An 18,322-nucleotide genomic window follows, 5' to 3' on the forward strand; every position below is an offset into this window, starting at 1 on the left:
TTTCCTGCCTTTGCACGCTGCTAGCAGCGGGCGCCGCGCCATTCCTGTCGAGGAGCGTGCGATGAGCGGCGCGCCGGCCCTTCAGACGCGTGCGCTGAACCTGCCGCGCCATGTCGCCATCATCATGGACGGCAATGGCCGCTGGGCGAAGAAGCGGTTGCTGCCGCGTGCGGCCGGGCACAAGGCGGGCGTCGATGCGGTCCGTCGCGTCACGCGCCATGCTCGCGCGATCGGGATCGAGGCGCTGACGATCTACGCTTTCTCTTCGGAGAATTGGCGCCGCCCTGAAGAAGAGATCGGTGATCTGATGGGGTTGCTGCGGCTGTTCATCCGCAGCGACCTCGCGGAGCTCGTTCGAGAGAATGTGCGCCTGAAGATCATTGGCGATTATCGCCGTTTCCCCGGCGACGTGGTTGCCCTGATCGATGATGCCGTCGCACGCTGTTCGGCGAACACTGGGCCGATCCTGGCAATCGCGCTCAACTATGGCGCACAGGCGGAACTCGTCCGTGCCGTGCGCCGGCTGGCCGAACGGCTGCCCCCTGAACAGATCGATGCCGCGGCGATCGAGGGCGAACTCGAGACGCGGGACATGCCGCCGCTCGATCTTCTCATTCGCACGTCGGGCGAGCACCGCCTGTCGAACTTCCTTCTGTGGCAGGCAGCTTATGCCGAATTGCTGTTCGTCGATACGCTGTGGCCGGATTTCGGCGAGGCCGATCTGGACGAGGCAGTAGCGGCCTTTGGCACGCGCAATCGCCGGTTCGGAGGCTTGTGACGCCGCCTGACGCCAAGTTCCGCACGCCGTCCAACCTACGCCTGCGGATGATCGCCAGCGTGGCGATGATTGCAGTGGCCAGCGCCGCGCTCTGGTTTGGCGGCATTGCGTTCTGGCTTCTGGCCGTCGTCATCGCCTTGTTCATGATGGCGGAATGGTCGGACCTGCAGAAAGTCGCGCCGCGGGATAAGCGCATTGCGCAATATGGCTTGTCGGTGCCGCTGGCCGTCATGGCACCCGCATCGCTGGTGCTCGAAGAGCACAACTTCTTCTCGCTGGGGCTGATCGCCGGCGCGGCCTTCTTTGTCGCGATCGTCACCGGCCGGTCGGCGTTGGGGAAGGGCGTGGTCTATTGCGGATTGCCCGTACTCGCGCTCGTCTTCCTGCGCCGGCAGGAAGAAGGCCTGCTCTTCGCCTTTTGGGCATTGGCGCTCGTCTGGGCGACCGACATCGGCGCGTTCTTCGCGGGACGGACAATCGGTGGTCCGAAGCTGGCGCCGAAGCTTTCGCCCAATAAGACCTGGGCCGGGCTGATCGGGGGCGTCGCGGCGGCAAGCGTGCTCGCGCTTCTGCTGCATGTCCGCTATGGTTTGCCGTGGCGCATGACGATTGGCACGCCGCTGTTGGCTGTTCTGGCCCAGGGCGGTGACCTGTATGAGAGTTGGTTGAAGCGGCAGGCTGGCGTGAAGGACTCGGGCAACATTCTCCCAGGCCACGGCGGCGTTCTGGATCGGCTGGACGGCGTTGTGCCGGTCGCGCCCGTCGCAGCCCTGCTCGTATTGGCGCCATATCTTTTCCGATGAAAACAGTAACGATACTTGGCGCGACCGGCTCGGTCGGTACATCGACGCTCGACCTTGTCGAACGCTCGCCCGAGGCATTTCGCGTCGTGGCGCTCACGGCAAATTGCGACGTGACACGGCTGGCCGCTGCTGCGCTGCGGACACGCGCGCAGCGGGCGGTCGTGGCGGACGAAAGCTGCCTGCCCGCATTGCGTGAGGCGCTCGCGGGAAGCGGTATCGAAGCGGCCGGCGGAGAGGCAGCGGTGACCGAAGCAGCGGCACTGGGTGCAGATGTTACGGTTGCGGCCATTGTGGGATGCGCCGGGCTCAAACCGGCCATGGCTGCGGTGAAAAATGGCGGCACACTCGCGCTTGCCAACAAGGAGGCACTTGTCTCCGCCGGAGAGGTGATGAATGCCGCCGTTCAGCAAAGCGGCGCTATCCTGCTCCCCGTCGACAGCGAACATAGCGCGATATTCCAGTGTCTTGACGCCCAGCTTTCGCATCGTGTCTCGCGTATAATTCTAACGGCCAGTGGCGGTCCGTTTCGTGATCGTACGCTGGATGAGATGCGTGGGATCACGCCGGCGCAGGCGGTCGCGCATCCGAACTGGTCGATGGGGGCAAAGATCTCCGTCGATTCAGCCACTATGATGAACAAGGGGCTCGAGTTGATCGAGGCCTTTCACCTGTTCCCCGTCTCAGCGGACCAGATCGAGATCGTCGTGCATCGACAGTCAGTCATCCACTCGATGGTTGAATATGTCGATGGCTCCATGCTTGCCCAGCTCGGTACGCCGGACATGCGCACGCCGATCGCCTGTGCGCTCGCCTGGCCGGATCGGATGGCGACGCCGGGAGAGCGGCTCGACCTTGTGCGTGTCGGACGCCTGGATTTCGAAGCGCCCGATCCGGCGCGTTTCCCCGCGTTGCGCCTGGCGCGCGAGGCCCTGGAGGCTGGCGGAGCACGGCCGGCGATCCTGAACGCCGCTAATGAAGTGGCAGTAGGCGCCTTTCTGAAGGGCCGCGTCGGCTACCTCGAAATTGCCGCAATCGTCGCTGATACGTTGGATCGCTGTAATCCACCCGCTCCCTCGTCACTGGACGAGGTTCTCGAGGTGGATCGTGAGGCGAGAGCTTTGGCGGAAGAGCGTGTGAAGGATCGCGTCGCTTGATCGAAACTCCCGGCCTGCCGCTGACGCTGCTTGCCTTCGTGCTGGTCATTGGTCCGCTCGTGTTTGTGCATGAGATGGGCCATTATCTGGCCGCCCGATGGTTTGGGGTGAAGTCGGACGCTTTCTCGATCGGCTTCGGCCGGGAGATCGCCGGCTGGACGGACAAGCGCGGCACCCGGTGGAAGATCGGATGGCTACCGCTTGGCGGCTATGTCCGCTTCGCCGGCGACATGAACGCCGTAAGCCAGCCTTCGGCCGAATGGCTCGCCTTGCCGGCAGAGGAGCGCAACCGGACCTTTCAGGCAAAGCCGGTGTGGCAGCGGGCGATCATCGTCGCGGCCGGGCCGATCGTGAACTTCATGATCGCAATCGTCATCCTGGGCGGCTTTGCGGTGGCCTTCGGCGATACGCGAACCCCACCGATTGTCGGTACGGTGGTGCAGGAGAGCGCGGCTGAGCGGGCGGGGTTGCAGGCGGGTGACCGCATCATGCGGCTCGGCGATCGCGACATCGCCATCTTCGAGGACATGCTCTCCTACACGCGCATCCATCCGGGTGAGGCGACCCAGGTGACGTTCCAGCGCGGCGCCGAGCGGCTGACCAAACCCGTCACCATCGGCGTTCAGCAACAGACGGATCGCTTCGGCAACAGCTATCGCATCGGGATGCTGGGGATCGCCCGCGGCGCGCGCGTTACCGTGCCGGTCAGCATCGCGGAGGCGCCGGGCGTCGCGATCCAGCGTACGGGCGAGATCGTGTCCATGATGGTGGAAACGATTGGCCAAATCATCACCGGCCGTCGCTCGGTGAAGGAGCTTGGCGGGCCGCTCTCGATTGCCAAGGTGTCGGGGGAGCAGATCACGCTTGGCCCCGAAGCCTTCGTGTTTCTGATCGCGCTTGTGTCCATCAATCTGGGGTTCATCAACTTGCTGCCAGTTCCCATGCTGGATGGCGGACACTTGCTCTTCTATGCGATCGAAGCGCTGCGCCGGCGGCCGGTTGGCCCGGAAGCGCAGGAATGGGCGTTTCGCGGCGGGCTTGCGGCCATCCTCGGCCTCATGCTGCTCGTGACCTTCAATGATCTTGGGAATTTCGGCCTTTGGCGCAGCCTCGCCCGCTTGATCGGTTGACGATTCAAGGGCAGGGCGCAGCGCTCACGGGCTTGTTTGGGCTTACCGGGGTGGATTTGGTGACTGTATTGAACACTTCGTTTGCTCGACCGCGCGCGGCTGCGCTCCTGCTTGGCTGCACGATGCTGGCTGGCGTTCCGTCGGTGGCGGCAGCGCAGGAGCGTGCGGCGCAGCAGCAGGCGGCACAGCAGCAGACGCAGCAGACGCCGGCCGCGCCTGCGATCGCTCCGTTGGTCGAGCGAACCATTCGGTCGTTGCGGGTCGAGGGTTCGCAGCGCATCGAGCCTGACACGGCGCTGAGCTATACCAAGCTGCGTGTCGGCCAGACGTACACCAACGAAACGCTCGATCAGGCGATCAAGGATCTCTACGCCAGCGACCTGTTCGCGGACGTCACGGTGTCCGGCGCGGAATTGGGTGACATCATCCTGCGGGTGCGCGAAAACCCGATCATCAACCGGGTGATCCTCGAGGGCAACAAGCGCCTGAAAGAGGACAAGATCACCAAGGAGATCCGGCTGAAGCCGCGCCAGGTCTTCACCCGCTCCGCCGTGCGTCAGGACGTCGCGCGTATCGTCGAGCTGTACCGCCGCCAGGGTCGCTTCGCCGCCAGCGTCGAGCCCAAGATGGTGTCGCTGGATCAGAACCGCGTCGATGTGGTGTTCGAGATCAGCGAAGGCCCGAAGTCCAAGGTCCGCCAGATCAACATCATCGGCAACGAGGTGTTCGATGACGACAAGCTGCGCGAGCAGATGGCGACCAAGCAGGCCCGCTTGTTCCGCATCCTGTCGTCCAACACGACCTATGATCAGGATCGACTGGCCTATGACCAGCAGAAGCTGCGTCAGTTCTACCTGACGGAGGGGTATGCCGACTTCCGCGTGACGAGCGCGGTGGCCGAGCTGACGCCGGACAAGGAAGACTTCATCATCACCTACGTGGTGGAGGAAGGGCCTCGTTATAAGTTCGGTGACGTCACGGTCGACAGCGACATTCGTGACTTCGACGACAAGGCGCTGGCCAAGACGCTCGCCGTGAAGAAGGGCGATTGGTACAACGCCAAGCTGGTGGAAGACACGGTCGATGGCCTCAGCCAGACGACCGGCCTGTTCGGCTATGCCTTCACCGAGATCAATCCCGAGTTCCAGCGCGATCGCGAAGCGCTCACCATGTCCATCAACTTCCACATCGCGGAAGCGAAGCGGACGTACGTTGAGCGGATCGACATCACCGGCAACACGCAGACGCAGGACAAGGTGATCCGTCGCGAAATACGCCTGGCGGAGGGCGATGCGTTCAACAGCTTCCAGGTGCGCCGATCGCAGGATCGCATCAACAGCCTGGGATATTTCCAGGACAAGTTCGAGATCAAGCAGACGCCAGGTTCGGGTCCGGACCGCGTGGTTCTGGGCGCCAATGTAGAGGAGCGCGCCACTGGCGAGCTTCAGCTGTCGGCCGGTTTCTCGAGCCTTGAGCGCTTCATCCTTCAGTTCAACCTCACGCAGCGCAACTTCCGCGGCAAGGGGCAGGAGCTTCGCTTCGGCGTCAATTATTCGAGTTATTCGAAGTCGGTGGAGGCAGGGTTCACCGAGCCTTATCTGTTCGACAAGAACATCGCGGTTGGCGTCGACGTGTTCCGTCGCGACTATAATGCGTTCAACTTCATCAACAACAATCGCGAAACGACCTACAGTCAGGTTTCCACCGGCTTCCAGGTCCGCGCGGGCGTGCCGCTGACCGAATATTGGTCGCTTTCCGCTCGTTATGGCCTCTCCTACGACGAGGTCAGCCTGGACGAGGACCAGTTCTTCCGCGACGGCGCCTGCGATCCGCTGTTGGCCGGACGCTACCTCTGCGACGCGCTCGGCAATCGCCTGACCTCGTCGGTCGGTTATTCGCTGATCTACGACAGCCTGAACAGCCGTCTGCGGCCGTCGTCGGGCCAGCGCTTCACCTTCAGCCAGGATTTCGCAGGTCTCGGCGGCGACGTGAAGTATCTGCGCACGCGTGCCGATGCGGCGAAATATTGGGGCATTGGCGGCGGATTCATCCTCTCGGCCCTGGCCGAAGGTGGGTACATCCACCCACTGGAAGACAGCCCCAGGGATGGCGTTGATCCGATCCGGATCACCGACCGCTTCTACCTCGGCGAGCCGCAGTTCCGCGGCTTCGACATTCGCGGCGTCGGCCCGCGCGTGCTGCGTCAATATTACACGACCGATGCGACCGGCGCCCAGGTGCTCGTCACCGATCGCGATCAGATCGTCGATGACGCACTTGGTGGCACCGCATATTACCTCGGCCGTCTCGAGCTGGAGATCCCGCTTGGCTCCGGCGCGCGGGAACTTGGTCTGCGTCCTTCGGTCTATGTGCAGGCGGGCAGCCTGTTCAACATCACCCGGCCGCAGCCCACGGCCGTGTTCCCGACGACGACCGACGCGAACGGGAACACGATCTACCTGCCGCTCCCGCAGACGGACACTGCGGGCAATCCGCTCTATTATTACACCAACCCGGCGGGTAGTGTGATCTCCACCACTTGTGCGGCGGGCATTCCCGACGGCAGCGGCGCTTGCAACGGCATCATCCCGAACACGGCGCAGATTGCGTCGCAGCCGTTCAAGGAAAGCTTCCTCGGCAATTCGGCCAAGCCTCGATTGTCGGTCGGCTTCGGTGTCAACTGGACGTCGCCGTTCGGCCCGCTTCGCATCGACATCGCGCGCGCCCTGATCAAGCAGGAAGGCGACGACGACAAGCTTATCACCTTCAACGTAGGGACTCAGTTCTGATGACCAAGTTCAAGCACATGCTGCTCGCCGCAGCGCTTGCGGCTCCTGCCGCTTTCACCGCCGGCACCGCCACGGCGCAGGTGTCCGGGATCGCTGTTGCCAATCCGGAGCAGGCGGTCGCCAGCTCCAAGGCGTGGACCGCGGCTCGTTCGCAGATCCAGACGCAGTACAAGGCGCAGCTCGACCAGGCGAACACCCGCCGCACGGCGATCCAGGCCGAGCTTCAGCCGCTCGTGACCGCATATCAGACCGCGGCACGCGCGCCGGGTGCTAGCGAGGCATCGCTGCGTCCGCAGGCACAGGCGATTCAGACCAAGCAGCAGGCCGCGCAGCAGGAACTCGCCCGCCTGACCCAGCCGGCGCAGCGTGCGGAAACCTATGCGATCGAGCAGATCAGCGCAAAGCTGTCCGACGCGGTTCAGGCCGCCGTGCGTGCCCGCAACGTGACGCTGCTGCTTCGTCCGGAGGCCGCGCTGTTCGCCCAGCCGGCAGCCGACATCACCTCGTCGATCACCGCTGAACTCGACAAGCTGGTTCCCAGCGTCGGCATCACGCCGCCGGCAAACTGGCAGCCGGGTGGCCAGGGCCAGACCGCTGCCGCGGCACAGCCGGCGCAGCGCGCGCAGCCGCAGGGCCGCTGATCCTGGTCATGACGGATACGCCTACTTCGACGGCGCTTGGGCCTTTTGACGTCACCAAAGTGATGGCGGCGCTGCCGCATCGGTATCCGATGCTGCTCGTGGACCGTGTGGAACAGCTGGTGCCGGACGTGTCGATCACCGCGATCAAGGCGGTGACGATCAACGAAGGTTTTTTTCAGGGCCATTTCCCGGGGCGTCCGATCATGCCAGGCGTTCTGATCGTGGAGGCGCTGGCGCAAGCCGCTGGCGTCCTCGCGGTCGAAAGCCTCGGCCTGTCGGGAACCGGCAAGCTGGTCTATTTCATGTCGATCGATGGCGTGAAGTTCCGCAAGCCGGTGGAACCGGGCGTGCTGCTCCGTCTGGAGGTTTCCTTCGTTCAGAAGCGGGCACGGGTGTGCAAATTCGCTGGTCGCGCGCTGATCGGCGATGAGCTCGCGGCTGAATGTGAGTTCACCGCGATGATCGCGGATCCGCCTGCCGCCTGACCCAGGTCCACGGCGCAACGTCTGCATTGCAGGGGAAGCGCTCGTCTGCTAGGCGCGCCGCTTCCTTCAGGCTGGTCGGAACCAGCCATTTCGGAGAAGAAGACGTGAAGAAAGATACCCACCCCGACTACCACATGATCAAGGTGCAGATGACGGACGGCACCGTGTACGAAACTCGCTCCACCTGGGGCAAGGAAGGCGACACGATGACGCTCGAGATCGATCCGCTCGCTCACCCGGCGTGGACTGGTGGTCGCGGTCAGATGCTCGACCAGGGTGGTCAGGTCGCACGCTTCAACAAGCGTTTCGGCGGGCTCACGCTTCGCAAGTAAGCATCCGGATTGCCGCCGCGAACATGACTTGTACGTGATGTTCGCGGCGGAGTTCGAACCTGCGGATACGACTGGCCGGCGCCGTAACCCGCGTGCGCCGGCATCGTTTGATGTGCGGCTGGGTGACGATGCCTTCAGCCGAACTTTGTGCCGAATCGTCGATCTCTCTGTCGACGGCGCCCGGATGAAAACGCATTCCACGCTGCGTGCCGGAAACATGATCTGGCTCACCTTGCCCGTCGTGGGCACCGTCGCGGCCGAAATTATCTGGGCCGACGATTTCAGCGCCGGCTGCCGCTTTCAAAAGCCGCTTCAGCAGAAAATACTAGAGCAGCTCCGCGCGCTGCAGGACTGACGGTCCATTGCCGCCTGGGCCGTCGTGTTTCACACATCCTTTGTTGGCCCGATAGTGGGCAATGTCTCGACCGAAACGTCGCTGCGCCGCTATGCGCCGGTAACGGCATGGACATCCGGGCCGCGCAAAACGGCATAGCCCGGTGGCAGGGCGTTCTGGTGGACCAGCTCCGCCAGGTGCCGCATTAGCCCGCCATAGATCGCGCTCTGCGCCTCGAGCTGTGGATGGTTGAAGGTCTCGAACCGCTCGCCCGCATAGACGGACGTGTACACCGATTCCCAGCCACGTTTCTCCACCCAGGCAAACCCGCGATATTCCATGTCGAGGAAAAGGGTGTCGGTCTCCGCGCAAAGCTCCTGCAGGATCGAATTCCACACACGATAACTGGCAACCCCATCGACTGCCACGCCCGACCCGTTCCAATCGCGTCTTTGTGTCTGCCGCGATGGCGGAGGATCGAGGACGGGCTCGAGGTCCGGCGCGTAATGCTGAACAAAGGCGTCCAGGTCTCCCGATTGCTGGATATCACCGGCTTCGATCCGAAGCCGCTCTGGCGACAGCCGCTCAGCAATGCGCAGAGTTCGTCCATCATTCAGGCCGCCGCCCGACAGAACCCTTAGCTGCGAACCCGCGCTCAGAAAGCGCCCCGGTCCGGTACTGAAGCTCCCGTCGCGGGCGACAAGGTCATTCGCGCCCTGGTCGAACCGCAGGGGGACGCGCTGATACAATGTCGCCGAACTTGCCGGCCAGGCAACGCCTTCCTGAAGCGCCGAATTGATCGAGGCTGGCGTGATCTTCTCCGGCCAGGGATGGATCGTGTTGCACAGTATCGGCCGCGCTCCGTCCTTCTTGATCTGCTGGATCAGGTCTCGCAGAATGCGTCGCGTGTAATCGGCATTGGGGCCCCGGCCGTGTACGCCGTAGGCGCTACCGCTGTTCATTCCCAGGCCGAGGAACACAAGGTCGAAGGACTGCCCCGCGACCTCGGCATATTGGGTGGGCGTGTCGTTGTCGAACGAGCCGCCGACTGCGCGATTCACTTCGCTGATCGTACCGCCGCCCCCTTGGCCGCGAAGCGCCTCTAGGCGATCGACGAAGTAGCGGACGGGCGCACGTGCCTGCATGAATGCTGCACGGTCCGGATAATTGCCTCCAACGAGATCGGCCCCCAGAAACACCGACATGCCAAGCGTCAGGACCGAGCGGAGGGCGCTCACCGGCGTCGGGACGGGTGTGGGCGTTGGAGCGGGAGCCGTAGGTGGAGCCGGAGCAGGTGATGGCGCGCCCGAGCCATCCTCTCCACCGCAAGCAGCAAGGAAATAGGTCGCGCCAATGCCGGAAAGGACGCTGCGGCGAGTCATCGTCATATCAGCGAACCTTTTGAAAGCACGTGCTTATCGTAGGTCGCCGATGTTCACCAGTTCACCACAACAGGCAATGCCACCATTGGTCGCTCAGAAGCCCCGCATCACCGCCAAGGTGGGTACCTCTTCGAGGGGCAATTGCCATCCGGCCTCGCGCAGGCGCTCGGTCATGAGCAGGGCAGAGGCTCCGCCTCCGCCCGGACGACGACTGCCGGAGCCGTGCCAGCACGTGATGGCGGATGGGGTGGGATTCGAACCCACGGTGAGCGTGAACCCACGGCGGTTTTCAAGACCGCTGCCTTAAACCACTCGGCCACCCATCCGGCTCGCACGCCCTGTGGCGTGGTGCGGCGATACGTGCAAGCCCGTCGATGATTGACGGTTCCGAATAAGCGGCGGCTGTGTCACACAGAAAGGGTGAGGGGCATCAACATCACCAGCTATTTCGTTCGCATCGCCACTGCTCTGGCGGCAGGATTCGCCTTTGCGGGCGCGGCCCAGGCTCAGGATGAGGCAGGGTTTCAGGCCTATCTGCCTGAGTTGAGGGCCCAGGCGCTGCGGGAAGGCGTGCGCCCGTCGACCGTTGACGCGGTGCTGCCCACGCTGACGTACAGCGCCCGCGTGGTGGAGCTGGATCGTGCGCAGCCCGGCAACCCAGGCTCCACGGCCATCCCGCCTTTTGCACCGTATAAGGCGCGCCACGTCGATGCGGCACGGATCTCGCGCGGTCGTTCCGCTTACACGGCGAACCGCAGCCGGCTGGCGCGTGTAGAGGCGGAGACCGGCGTGCCAGAGTCGATCATGGTGGCCATCTGGGGCCATGAGACGAACTATGGCGGCTACACTGGCAATTTCGATTTGCTGCGCAGCCTCGCCACCCTCGCCTATGAAGGCCGGCGACGGTCGCTGTTCGCGGGTGAGTTCATCGCCACGCTCAAGATCATGGATCGCGGCATTTCGCGTGAGACGTTGAAGGGAAGCTGGGCAGGGGCCACGGGTAACCCGCAATTCCTGCCGTCGATCTACCTCCGTCTGGCGAAGGACGGCGATGGCGATGGGCGGGCGGACATCTGGAACAGCCAGGCCGACACGCTTGCATCGATCGGCAATTACTTCGTCAATGCCGGATGGCGGCCGGGGCAGCCTTGGGGCTTTGCCGTGTCCGTCCCATCCAGCTTCAACCGATCGGGGCTGCGCAACCGGCTGGTGTCGCCGCGGTGCCCGCGCGTGTTCGAGCGGCACAGCACCTGGCGTACCATGGCGGAATGGCGCGCGCTCGGCATCGTGCCTCAGGGCCGCGCCTGGCCGGCGGACGATGTGCTCGCCACGCTGATGGAGCCGGACGGCCCCGGTCAGACGGCGTATCTGCTCACCGGCAATTACCGGGTCATCCTGGATTACAATTGCTCGAACTTCTACGCGCTGTCGGTCGGGCTTTTGGCTGATGCCGTGGAGCGTTGACCGGCCCTTGGCGCTGGTCGGACTTGCCTTAGCCTCGCTGACGACAGCGCCAGCCACATCGGCGCAGTCTCCCGGCTCAGGCGCGGTTACGCTGCCCCCTGAGGCTGGTACGCCAACAGGCCCGGCGGGCACCTCCGGCATGGGTCAGCCTCGCTATGACGCGGTAGGTCTGGCGGTGCTGCAGCCAACCCGACCCGGATCGACAGGCAATCCGGTCACCGCTGCACATCGCCAGCTACCGCCCGGATCAGTGGCGGAGATCACCGCGCTCGCTACCGGACGCACGATCCTGGCCCTGATCGACGAAAAGACATCGCTCACGACAGACAAGGCGGAGATCGCCCTGTCGCCTGCCGCCGCCCGACTGCTCGACCTTTCCGGAGAGACCAGCGCTCCGGTTCGTGTGCGGACCACGATCGCCAGCCCGGCTGATCTGAACGCGCTGAGGTCAGGGCAGGCCGCGGCAAGGCGGCTGGATGCACCGCCGGCGCTGCTCGCCGCCCTCCGCCTACAATTGTCGCCGCCGCAATCGGTGTCCGCGGCCGCGCCCGCGAACGCTCTGCCTGTAACGGCTACGTCGATGCGCAAACTGCCCGACCCTACGCCTGCTCCCACGCGCCCGGCTGCAACACCGCTCGCCCGGCCGCAGCGCGGACAATATTTGGTCCAGGTCGCCGCCTTGTCCCACCCGGTGCGTGCGCAGGGCCTCGCACGCACACTCGGCGGCTTCGTGGAAACTGCCGGCTCGCTGCACCGTGTTCGGCTCGGTCCGTTTGCCGATGCGAAATCCGCCCAACGCGCACGTGACGCAGCCCAACGCCGCGGCTATGGCGGTGCCACGATCATTGTTCAGCCCTGAAGAAGCACCGAGTAGAGCGTCATGACCAAGCTTTTGTCCTTTCTCGCGGTGCCGGCGATTGCCCTGTCGGTCGCCTATCCGTCCGCTGCCTCTGCACCGCAGTTCCAGACCGTGGCTCCGGTCGCGTTCCTGAAGGATCTGTCGTCCGGCGCCGTGCTCTTCGCCAAGGACGCCGACCGCCGGATGCCGCCGGCATCCATGGCGAAGATGATGACCGCCTACGTGGCGTTCGACCTCATCAAGCGCGGCGAGCTGAAGCTTGACCAGGAATTGGAGGTACGCCCAGAAACCTGGCAGAAGTGGCATGGCCCGGCTGCTGGCTCGACCATGTTCCTGTCTCCCGGAGAGCGCGTCTCCGTGGCGAACCTGCTGTACGGTATCGTGGTCCTCTCTGGGAATGACGCATGCGTCGTTTTGGCCGAGGGCATTTCCGGCACCGAGGAAGCCTTTACGCAGCGGATGAACGAAGCCGCCAAGAAGCTCGGGCTTTCGAACAGTCACTTCGGCACTTCCAACGGCTGGCCCGACAACGGCGTGACTTATGTTACGGCACGTGACCTGGCGAAGCTCGCCGCTGCCACGATCGAGGATCATCCCAAGCTCTACAAGCAGTTCTACTCGCGCCGGGAATTTACCTGGGGCAAGACGCTTGGCTCCGGCGATGCGATCACGCAGGCAAACCGCGATCCGCTGCTTGGCCGGGTGGCCGGCGCGGACGGTCTGAAGACAGGGCATACCGAGGAAGCAGGTTACGGCTTCACCGGGTCTGCCGAGCAGAATGGCCGTCGCCTCGTGATGGTGCTTGCCGGTCTCACCAGTTCCAACCAGCGGATCAGCGAATCGGTCCGCTTCATGGATTGGGGTTTCCGCGCATGGCAGGCGAAGCCCGTGGTGAAGCAGGGCCGCAAGGTCACGGATGCGGACGTACAGCTTGGCGATGCCGCCACGGTCGGCCTTGTCGCACCACGCGATCTGAAGGTGGCGCTGCCCTCCGGCGCGGTGCCGGCCATGACGGCAAAGGTCGTGTATCAGGGCCCGATCAAGGCACCGATCAAGGCCGGCGCGCATGTCGCGGATCTGGTGATCACCTCGCCCGGCCTGCCTGTGCAAACGATGCCGCTCGTCGCCGAAAGCGACGTGGAGGAAGCCGGCTTCTTCGGGCGTGCCTGGGCGGGGCTCACGGGATTGTTCGGATGAACGGACGCTTCCTCTCGCTTGAGGGCGGGGAGGGGGCAGGGAAGTCGACGCAGGCTCGGGCGCTGGCGACGGCGCTCGAATCGCGTGGGCTGACCGTGCTCGTCACCCGCGAGCCTGGCGGCAGTGAAGGCGCCGAGGCGATCCGCACGTTGCTGATGCAGGGCGATGTGACTCGATGGGGGCCACGCGCCGAATCATTGCTCTTCGCCGCTGCACGTTCGGATCACGTCGATCAGGTGATCCGTCCTGCGCTTGAAGCGGGCAAATGGGTGATCACGGATCGCTTCATCGATTCGACCCGCGCCTATCAGGGGGCGGCGGGCGGCATTGATGATGCGGCGATCATGGCGTTGCACGGCTTTGGGTCGCGCGGGCTGCTGCCGGATCGTACCTTCATTCTGGACCTGCCGGTAGCCGAAGGCGTGCGCCGCGCGGGCATCCGCGATGGTGGTATGATCGACCGCTTTTCGAAGCGCAGTGAACACTTCCATGCCGATGTGGGTCGTGCCTTCCGTACCTTCGCCGCGCGGGAGCCCGGTCGCTTCCGGATCGTGGACGCCAGCCGCTCTCCCGGCGATGTCACCGCGATGTTGCTGGCTGAACTGAGCGATCTTCTGCCGTGACGTCGCTGCGCGGCAATGCGGCGGCGCGTGGGGCATTTCAGTCGGCGGTGGCTGGCGGTACCATGCACCACGCATGGCTGTTTGCCGGGCCGCAGGGGATCGGCAAAGGCAGCTTCGCCCGCGAAGCCGCCATCGATCTTCTGGCCCGCTCTGCTGGCGATCTTGGAGCGGATCGAACGCGGGCGCTGGTGGAGGCGGGGTCCCACCCCGATTTTCGCGTCCTTGAACGGCTGGCTAAGGACGGCAAGCCAGACGGCGATCTCGCGCGCAGCATCACCATTGCGCAAGTGCGGGGGCTCCAGCCGCTCTTCGCCACCACGCCTTCGCTCGGGCCAAGGCGGGTCGTCCTCATCGATGCCGTGGATGATCTGGAACGGTCGGGTGCCAATGCACTGCTCAAGAATTTGGAGGAGCCGCCCGCAGGAACGGTTTTCCTGCTGATCAGCCATGCGCCCGGGCGTTTGCTCCCGACGATCCGGTCGCGTTGCCGCCTCCTGCGCTTCGATCCGCTCGATCGCGCCGACATGCAGGCGGCGCTTGCCGGATTGCTGCCGGATGCGACGGATGACGAGCGTGAGTCGCTGGTGCGGGTAGGCGGGGGATCCCCCGGACGGGCGCTCCGCTTTGCAGGCCTGGAGCTCGACCGGATCGATGCGGCGCTGTCGGCGATTGCCCGCCACGGGGATCGCGACAATGTCGAACGAGTGAAGCTCATGCGCGCCTTGTCGCTCAAGGCGGCACAACCGCGCTACGAGGCTTTCCTGGACCGCGTGCCCACCTTTATCGCGGAACAGGCACCTTATCGCTCGGGTGCTGGTCTGCGCCTGGCGCTCGACGCCTATGACGAAGTCCGCCGTATCGCCACCAGCGCACGCGGGCTTTCGCTGGATCCGGGAACCACCGTGTTTGAGTTGGCGGGGGTGGTCGCGCGGCTCGCACGATAGTAGAGGCGGCTTCCTATGGGCGACCCCTTCTACATCACCACCGCGATCAGCTATCCCAACGGCAAGCCGCATATCGGTCACGCATATGAAGCGATCGCCGCCGATGCCATTGCGCGGTTTCAGCGTCAGTGCGGCCGCGACGTACGCTTTCAGACCGGAACCGATGAACACGGCCTCAAGATGGTTCAGACCGCGCGCGATCGCGGCGTTCCCGTTGAAGATCTTGCAGCGGAGATGTCGTCTCATTTTCGTGCGATGTGTGATGGCCTCAACATCTCTTATGATCGGTTCATCCGCACGACCGATGCCGATCATTATCGCGCCAGCCAGGCAATCTGGAAGGCGATGGAAGCGGCCGGCGACCTGTACCTCGACCGGTATGAGGGATGGTACTCGGTTCGGGACGAGGCCTTCTATGACGAAAAGGAGCTCGTGGACGGCGAAGGGGGCGCAAAGCTATCCCCTCAGGGCACGCCGGTGACCTGGACGGCGGAGGAAACCTGGTTTTTCCGCCTGTCGAAGTACCAGCAGCCGCTGCTCGATCTTTACCAAGCCAATCCCGATTTCATCCGGCCGGAATCGCGCCGGAACGAAATCATGCGGTTCGTGGAAGGTGGCCTGTCCGACCTCTCGGTTTCGCGTACCAGCTTTGACTGGGGTGTTCCCGTTCCGGGCAGCCCGGGACACGTGATGTACGTCTGGGTTGACGCTCTTACCAATTACCTGACCGGTTCCGGCTATCCTGAGGCCGAAATGCGCCACTGGCCGGCCGATCTGCACCTGATCGGCAAGGATATTGTCCGCTTCCACGCCGTTTACTGGCCGGCGTTCTTGATGTCTGCCCAGCTCCCGCTTCCTCGATCGGTGTTCGGACACGGCTTTGTCCTTCACCGCGGTGAAAAGATGTCGAAGAGCCTGGGCAACGTCGTTGATCCCGCCGACCTCGTCTCGGCCTTCGGCGTGGATCCACTGCGCTACTTCCTCCTGCGCGAAGTCAGCTTCGGGCAGGATGGCAGCTATTCTGCAGAAGCCATTGTTACCCGGGTAAATGCAGAGCTTGCGAACTCGTTCGGCAATCTCGCCCAGCGCACCCTGTCCTTTGTCGCCAAGAACCTGGGCACGCTCCCGGAAGCCGGCCGTGCGGATGAGGCGGATGGCGTCCTGATGGAGGAAGTCTTCGTTGCAGCGGCAGGGCTTAAGGCTGCATTCGGAGATCTGATGTTAAGTCAGGGTATCGAGGCGTGGATGCGCGGCGTGTTCGCCTGCAACCAGTATATCGATGCCCAGGCGCCCTGGAGCCTGCGAAAGACCGATCCCGAGCGGATGAACGCTGTCCTGCGCACGCTCATTCGCGCGATCCGCATCCTTGCTATCGCCATCCTTCCCGTCGTCCCGTCAGGCGCGGCGGCCATCCTCGATCAGCTCGGCGTGGCGGAAAACGAGCGCGATCACGCCGCGATCGACGATGATGGATGGTACGCGCGCCGGGCGGAAGGCAGAGCGCCCTTGCTACCGCCAACGCCGGCGTTCCCGCGGCTCGAATTGCCAGTGGAGACCGACTGATGCTGGCCGACAGCCATTGCCACCTGAATTACAAGGGGTTGGCTGAGGAACAGCAGGCCGTGCTTCAACGGGCACGTGCGCGCGGGGTGACGGCGATGCTCAACATCGCCACACGGGAAAGCGAGTGGGACGACGTACTCGCAACTGCGGAGCGCGAGCCGGATGTCTGGGCCACCGTGGGTATTCACCCGCATGAAGCCGATCAGCATCCGCACGTCGACACGGCCAAGCTCGTACAGCGCGCTCGCCATTCACGGATCGTCGGGATCGGTGAGACCGGCCTCGATTATTTCTACGACCATTCCGATCGTGAACAGCAGCAATCAAGCTTTCGCGCTCATATCGCCGCTGCACGCGAAGCCGCCGTGCCGATCGTGGTGCACACGCGAGAGGCGGAAGAGGATACCGCGAAGATCCTGCGGGAGGAGTTGGGGAAGGGTGCCTTTACCGGCGTCATCCATTGTTTCACCGGAACCCGCGCGTTTGCCGATATCGCCCTGGATCTCGGCTTCTACATTTCAATTTCTGGCATCGTGACGTTCAAGAGCGCACGCGATCTGCAGGCGACGGCGGCGCACCTGCCACTGGATCGCTTGTTGATCGAGACGGACGCGCCATTTCTTGCGCCGGTGCCTCACCGCGGCAAGACTGGCGAACCGGCCTATGTTGCCGATACTGCAGCCTTCCTTGCTAATCTGCGCGGTGAAGAGCTCGAACAACTTCAGCAGGTTACGGCACGAAACTTCCACAGGCTCTTCGCCAAGACGGCCGCGTGAAGATCCGGGTTCTCGGTTGCGGGACGTCCTCTGGCGTGCCGCGGATCGGCAATGACTGGGGCGCCTGCGATCCGTCCGAACCGCGCAACCGGCGGCTGCGGGTTTCCGTGCTGGTAGAGCACGAGAACACCCGGATCCTGGTCGATACTGGCGCGGACATGCGTGAGCAGCTGCTGGCTGCGAACGTCGGCACGGTTGATGCCGTGATCTGGACGCACGAACATGCGGATCATGTGTTCGGCATCGATGATCTGCGGCAAGTCTTCCATCAGCTTGGCAGGCCGGTGCAGGGCTATGCGCGCCCACGGACAAAGGCGCAGCTGGAAAGCATGTTCAGCTACGTGTTCGAAGGACATGATGGTTACCCGCCAACCGTCACGCTGGAGGAATTACCAGATGAGCTGAACATTGGGTCGATGACGGTACGCGTCACAGACCAGCCACACGGGTCAATCACCTCTGCCGGCCTGCGCTTCGACGCTGATGGGAAATCCTTTGGCTATGCCACTGACATCAGCGGAATGTCTGGCGGAATGATGAACCTGTATCGAGGGCTGGACCTTTGGATTGTCGACGCTCTCCGGCGACGACCACACCCGACTCATCCTCATCTCGACCAGGCACTGACGTGGATCGACGAGCTGGCGCCTCGGCGTGCAGCGCTGACCCATATGGATCAGTCGATGGATTATGCGACACTCGCGGCCGAACTGCCGCCGGGCGTTGAACCCGGCTTCGACGGTCAGGAGTTCGTCTTATGAACAATGGTGCGGAGGCGCTGCTTCTACTCACCATGCTCGTGCTACCGCTATCTGCGCTGTTGGCGCGGCGGCTTCCGGTCAGCAGGGTAATCCGGCTCGCCGCCATCTGGATCCTCATCTTCGCTGCTGCCACCGCGGCAATCCTCCTTTTCCAGACCTGGAGGATCGGCTGATGATGAGGGGGAGCAACTCCGCCTCCAATCGCGAAGGCACCGTCCCTTAACATAATGCGTATTATCGGATAACCGCACATGTAGGCGCTAAGTAGAAATGACACTGCTCCGCTAGATAGAAAAGGCACACAGTG

19 protein-coding genes and 1 tRNA gene are annotated in these 18,322 nt (G+C 63.8%); 18 read left to right on the forward strand and 2 right to left on the reverse strand.

The window, feature by feature from the left end:
- The first annotated feature begins 61 nt into the window (after positions 1-61).
- The 9 genes from uppS to AX702_RS08745 all read left to right on the forward strand — a co-directional run bounded on the left by uppS (position 62) and on the right by AX702_RS08745 (position 8,467).
- Entirely contained in the window at positions 62-778 is a 717-nt protein-coding gene (gene uppS / locus AX702_RS08705) for a polyprenyl diphosphate synthase (RefSeq protein ID WP_066778555.1), read from the forward strand.
- Positions 779-825: 47 nt separating this feature from the next.
- Positions 826-1,581 (forward strand): phosphatidate cytidylyltransferase, encoded by a 756-nt coding sequence (locus AX702_RS08710; protein WP_066778592.1) that lies wholly within the window; start codon positions 826-828, stop codon positions 1,579-1,581.
- Positions 1,578-2,735 carry a 1-deoxy-D-xylulose-5-phosphate reductoisomerase gene (locus AX702_RS08715; RefSeq protein WP_066778557.1) on the forward strand — a complete coding sequence of 386 codons (1,158 nt, stop codon included), beginning with the start codon at positions 1,578-1,580 and terminating at the stop codon, positions 2,733-2,735. Before AX702_RS08710 ends, AX702_RS08715 begins: the two co-directional genes overlap by 4 nt.
- Positions 2,732-3,865 (forward strand): M50 family metallopeptidase, encoded by a 1,134-nt coding sequence (locus tag AX702_RS08720; protein ID WP_066778559.1) that lies wholly within the window; start codon positions 2,732-2,734, stop codon positions 3,863-3,865. Before AX702_RS08715 ends, AX702_RS08720 begins: the two co-directional genes overlap by 4 nt.
- Before the next feature lie 122 nt (positions 3,866-3,987).
- Complete coding sequence (gene bamA / locus AX702_RS08725) at positions 3,988-6,654, forward strand: outer membrane protein assembly factor BamA (RefSeq protein WP_082746150.1); 2,667 nt, start codon at positions 3,988-3,990, stop codon at positions 6,652-6,654.
- Positions 6,654-7,295: an OmpH family outer membrane protein gene (locus AX702_RS08730; protein ID WP_066778560.1), complete on the forward strand. Its 642-nt coding sequence runs from the start codon at positions 6,654-6,656 to the stop codon at positions 7,293-7,295. The genes bamA and AX702_RS08730 overlap by 1 nt, the downstream gene beginning before the upstream one ends.
- Before the next feature lie 8 nt (positions 7,296-7,303).
- Positions 7,304-7,780, forward strand: a complete 477-nt coding sequence (fabZ, locus tag AX702_RS08735; protein ID WP_066778562.1) for a 3-hydroxyacyl-ACP dehydratase FabZ — start codon at positions 7,304-7,306, stop codon at positions 7,778-7,780.
- 104 nt (positions 7,781-7,884) lie between these two features.
- Positions 7,885-8,112: a 50S ribosomal protein L31 gene (gene rpmE, locus AX702_RS08740; RefSeq protein WP_066778564.1), complete on the forward strand. Its 228-nt coding sequence runs from the start codon at positions 7,885-7,887 to the stop codon at positions 8,110-8,112.
- 37 nt (positions 8,113-8,149) lie between these two features.
- Positions 8,150-8,467: a PilZ domain-containing protein gene (locus AX702_RS08745; RefSeq protein WP_066778566.1), complete on the forward strand. Its 318-nt coding sequence runs from the start codon at positions 8,150-8,152 to the stop codon at positions 8,465-8,467.
- Positions 8,468-8,556: 89 nt separating this feature from the next.
- Here AX702_RS08745 and AX702_RS08750 read toward each other — a convergent pair whose 3' ends face one another.
- Positions 8,557-9,651, reverse strand: coding sequence for a hypothetical protein (locus tag AX702_RS08750; RefSeq protein ID WP_066778568.1), 1,095 nt, complete (start codon positions 9,649-9,651; stop codon positions 8,557-8,559).
- A 413-nt stretch (positions 9,652-10,064) separates the two neighbouring features.
- Positions 10,065-10,154, reverse strand: a tRNA-Ser gene (locus AX702_RS08755).
- A gap of 94 nt (positions 10,155-10,248) precedes the next feature.
- Here AX702_RS08755 and AX702_RS08760 point away from each other — a divergent pair.
- The 9 genes from AX702_RS08760 to AX702_RS22020 all read left to right on the forward strand — a co-directional run bounded on the left by AX702_RS08760 (position 10,249) and on the right by AX702_RS22020 (position 18,188).
- Entirely contained in the window at positions 10,249-11,292 is a 1,044-nt protein-coding gene (locus tag AX702_RS08760; protein ID WP_082746148.1) for a lytic murein transglycosylase, read from the forward strand.
- 139 nt (positions 11,293-11,431) lie between these two features.
- Positions 11,432-12,151, forward strand: coding sequence for an SPOR domain-containing protein (locus AX702_RS08765; protein ID WP_231731787.1), 720 nt, complete (start codon positions 11,432-11,434; stop codon positions 12,149-12,151).
- A 21-nt stretch (positions 12,152-12,172) separates the two neighbouring features.
- The gene (locus tag AX702_RS08770) at positions 12,173-13,348 is read left to right on the forward strand and encodes a D-alanyl-D-alanine carboxypeptidase family protein (RefSeq protein ID WP_066778571.1); all 1,176 of its coding nucleotides are present in this window, start codon (positions 12,173-12,175) and stop codon (positions 13,346-13,348) included.
- Positions 13,345-13,971: a dTMP kinase gene (tmk, locus tag AX702_RS08775; RefSeq protein WP_066778572.1), complete on the forward strand. Its 627-nt coding sequence runs from the start codon at positions 13,345-13,347 to the stop codon at positions 13,969-13,971. The genes AX702_RS08770 and tmk overlap by 4 nt, the downstream gene beginning before the upstream one ends.
- Entirely contained in the window at positions 13,968-14,915 is a 948-nt protein-coding gene (locus tag AX702_RS08780; protein WP_066778573.1) for an AAA family ATPase, read from the forward strand. The genes tmk and AX702_RS08780 overlap by 4 nt, the downstream gene beginning before the upstream one ends.
- A gap of 15 nt (positions 14,916-14,930) precedes the next feature.
- Positions 14,931-16,478, forward strand: a complete 1,548-nt coding sequence (gene metG / locus AX702_RS08785; RefSeq protein WP_066778575.1) for a methionine--tRNA ligase — start codon at positions 14,931-14,933, stop codon at positions 16,476-16,478.
- Positions 16,478-17,254 carry a TatD family hydrolase gene (locus AX702_RS08790; protein WP_066778580.1) on the forward strand — a complete coding sequence of 259 codons (777 nt, stop codon included), beginning with the start codon at positions 16,478-16,480 and terminating at the stop codon, positions 17,252-17,254. Before metG ends, AX702_RS08790 begins: the two co-directional genes overlap by 1 nt.
- Complete coding sequence (locus AX702_RS08795) at positions 17,251-18,015, forward strand: MBL fold metallo-hydrolase (RefSeq protein WP_066778582.1); 765 nt, start codon at positions 17,251-17,253, stop codon at positions 18,013-18,015. Before AX702_RS08790 ends, AX702_RS08795 begins: the two co-directional genes overlap by 4 nt.
- Positions 18,012-18,188 carry a hypothetical protein gene (locus tag AX702_RS22020; protein WP_156455417.1) on the forward strand — a complete coding sequence of 59 codons (177 nt, stop codon included), beginning with the start codon at positions 18,012-18,014 and terminating at the stop codon, positions 18,186-18,188. Before AX702_RS08795 ends, AX702_RS22020 begins: the two co-directional genes overlap by 4 nt.
- The last annotated feature ends 134 nt before the right edge of the window (positions 18,189-18,322 follow it).

The sequence above is a fragment of the Sphingomonas sp. CCH5-D11 genome, from assembly GCF_001557395.1.
Classification (GTDB): domain Bacteria; phylum Pseudomonadota; class Alphaproteobacteria; order Sphingomonadales; family Sphingomonadaceae; genus Sphingomonas.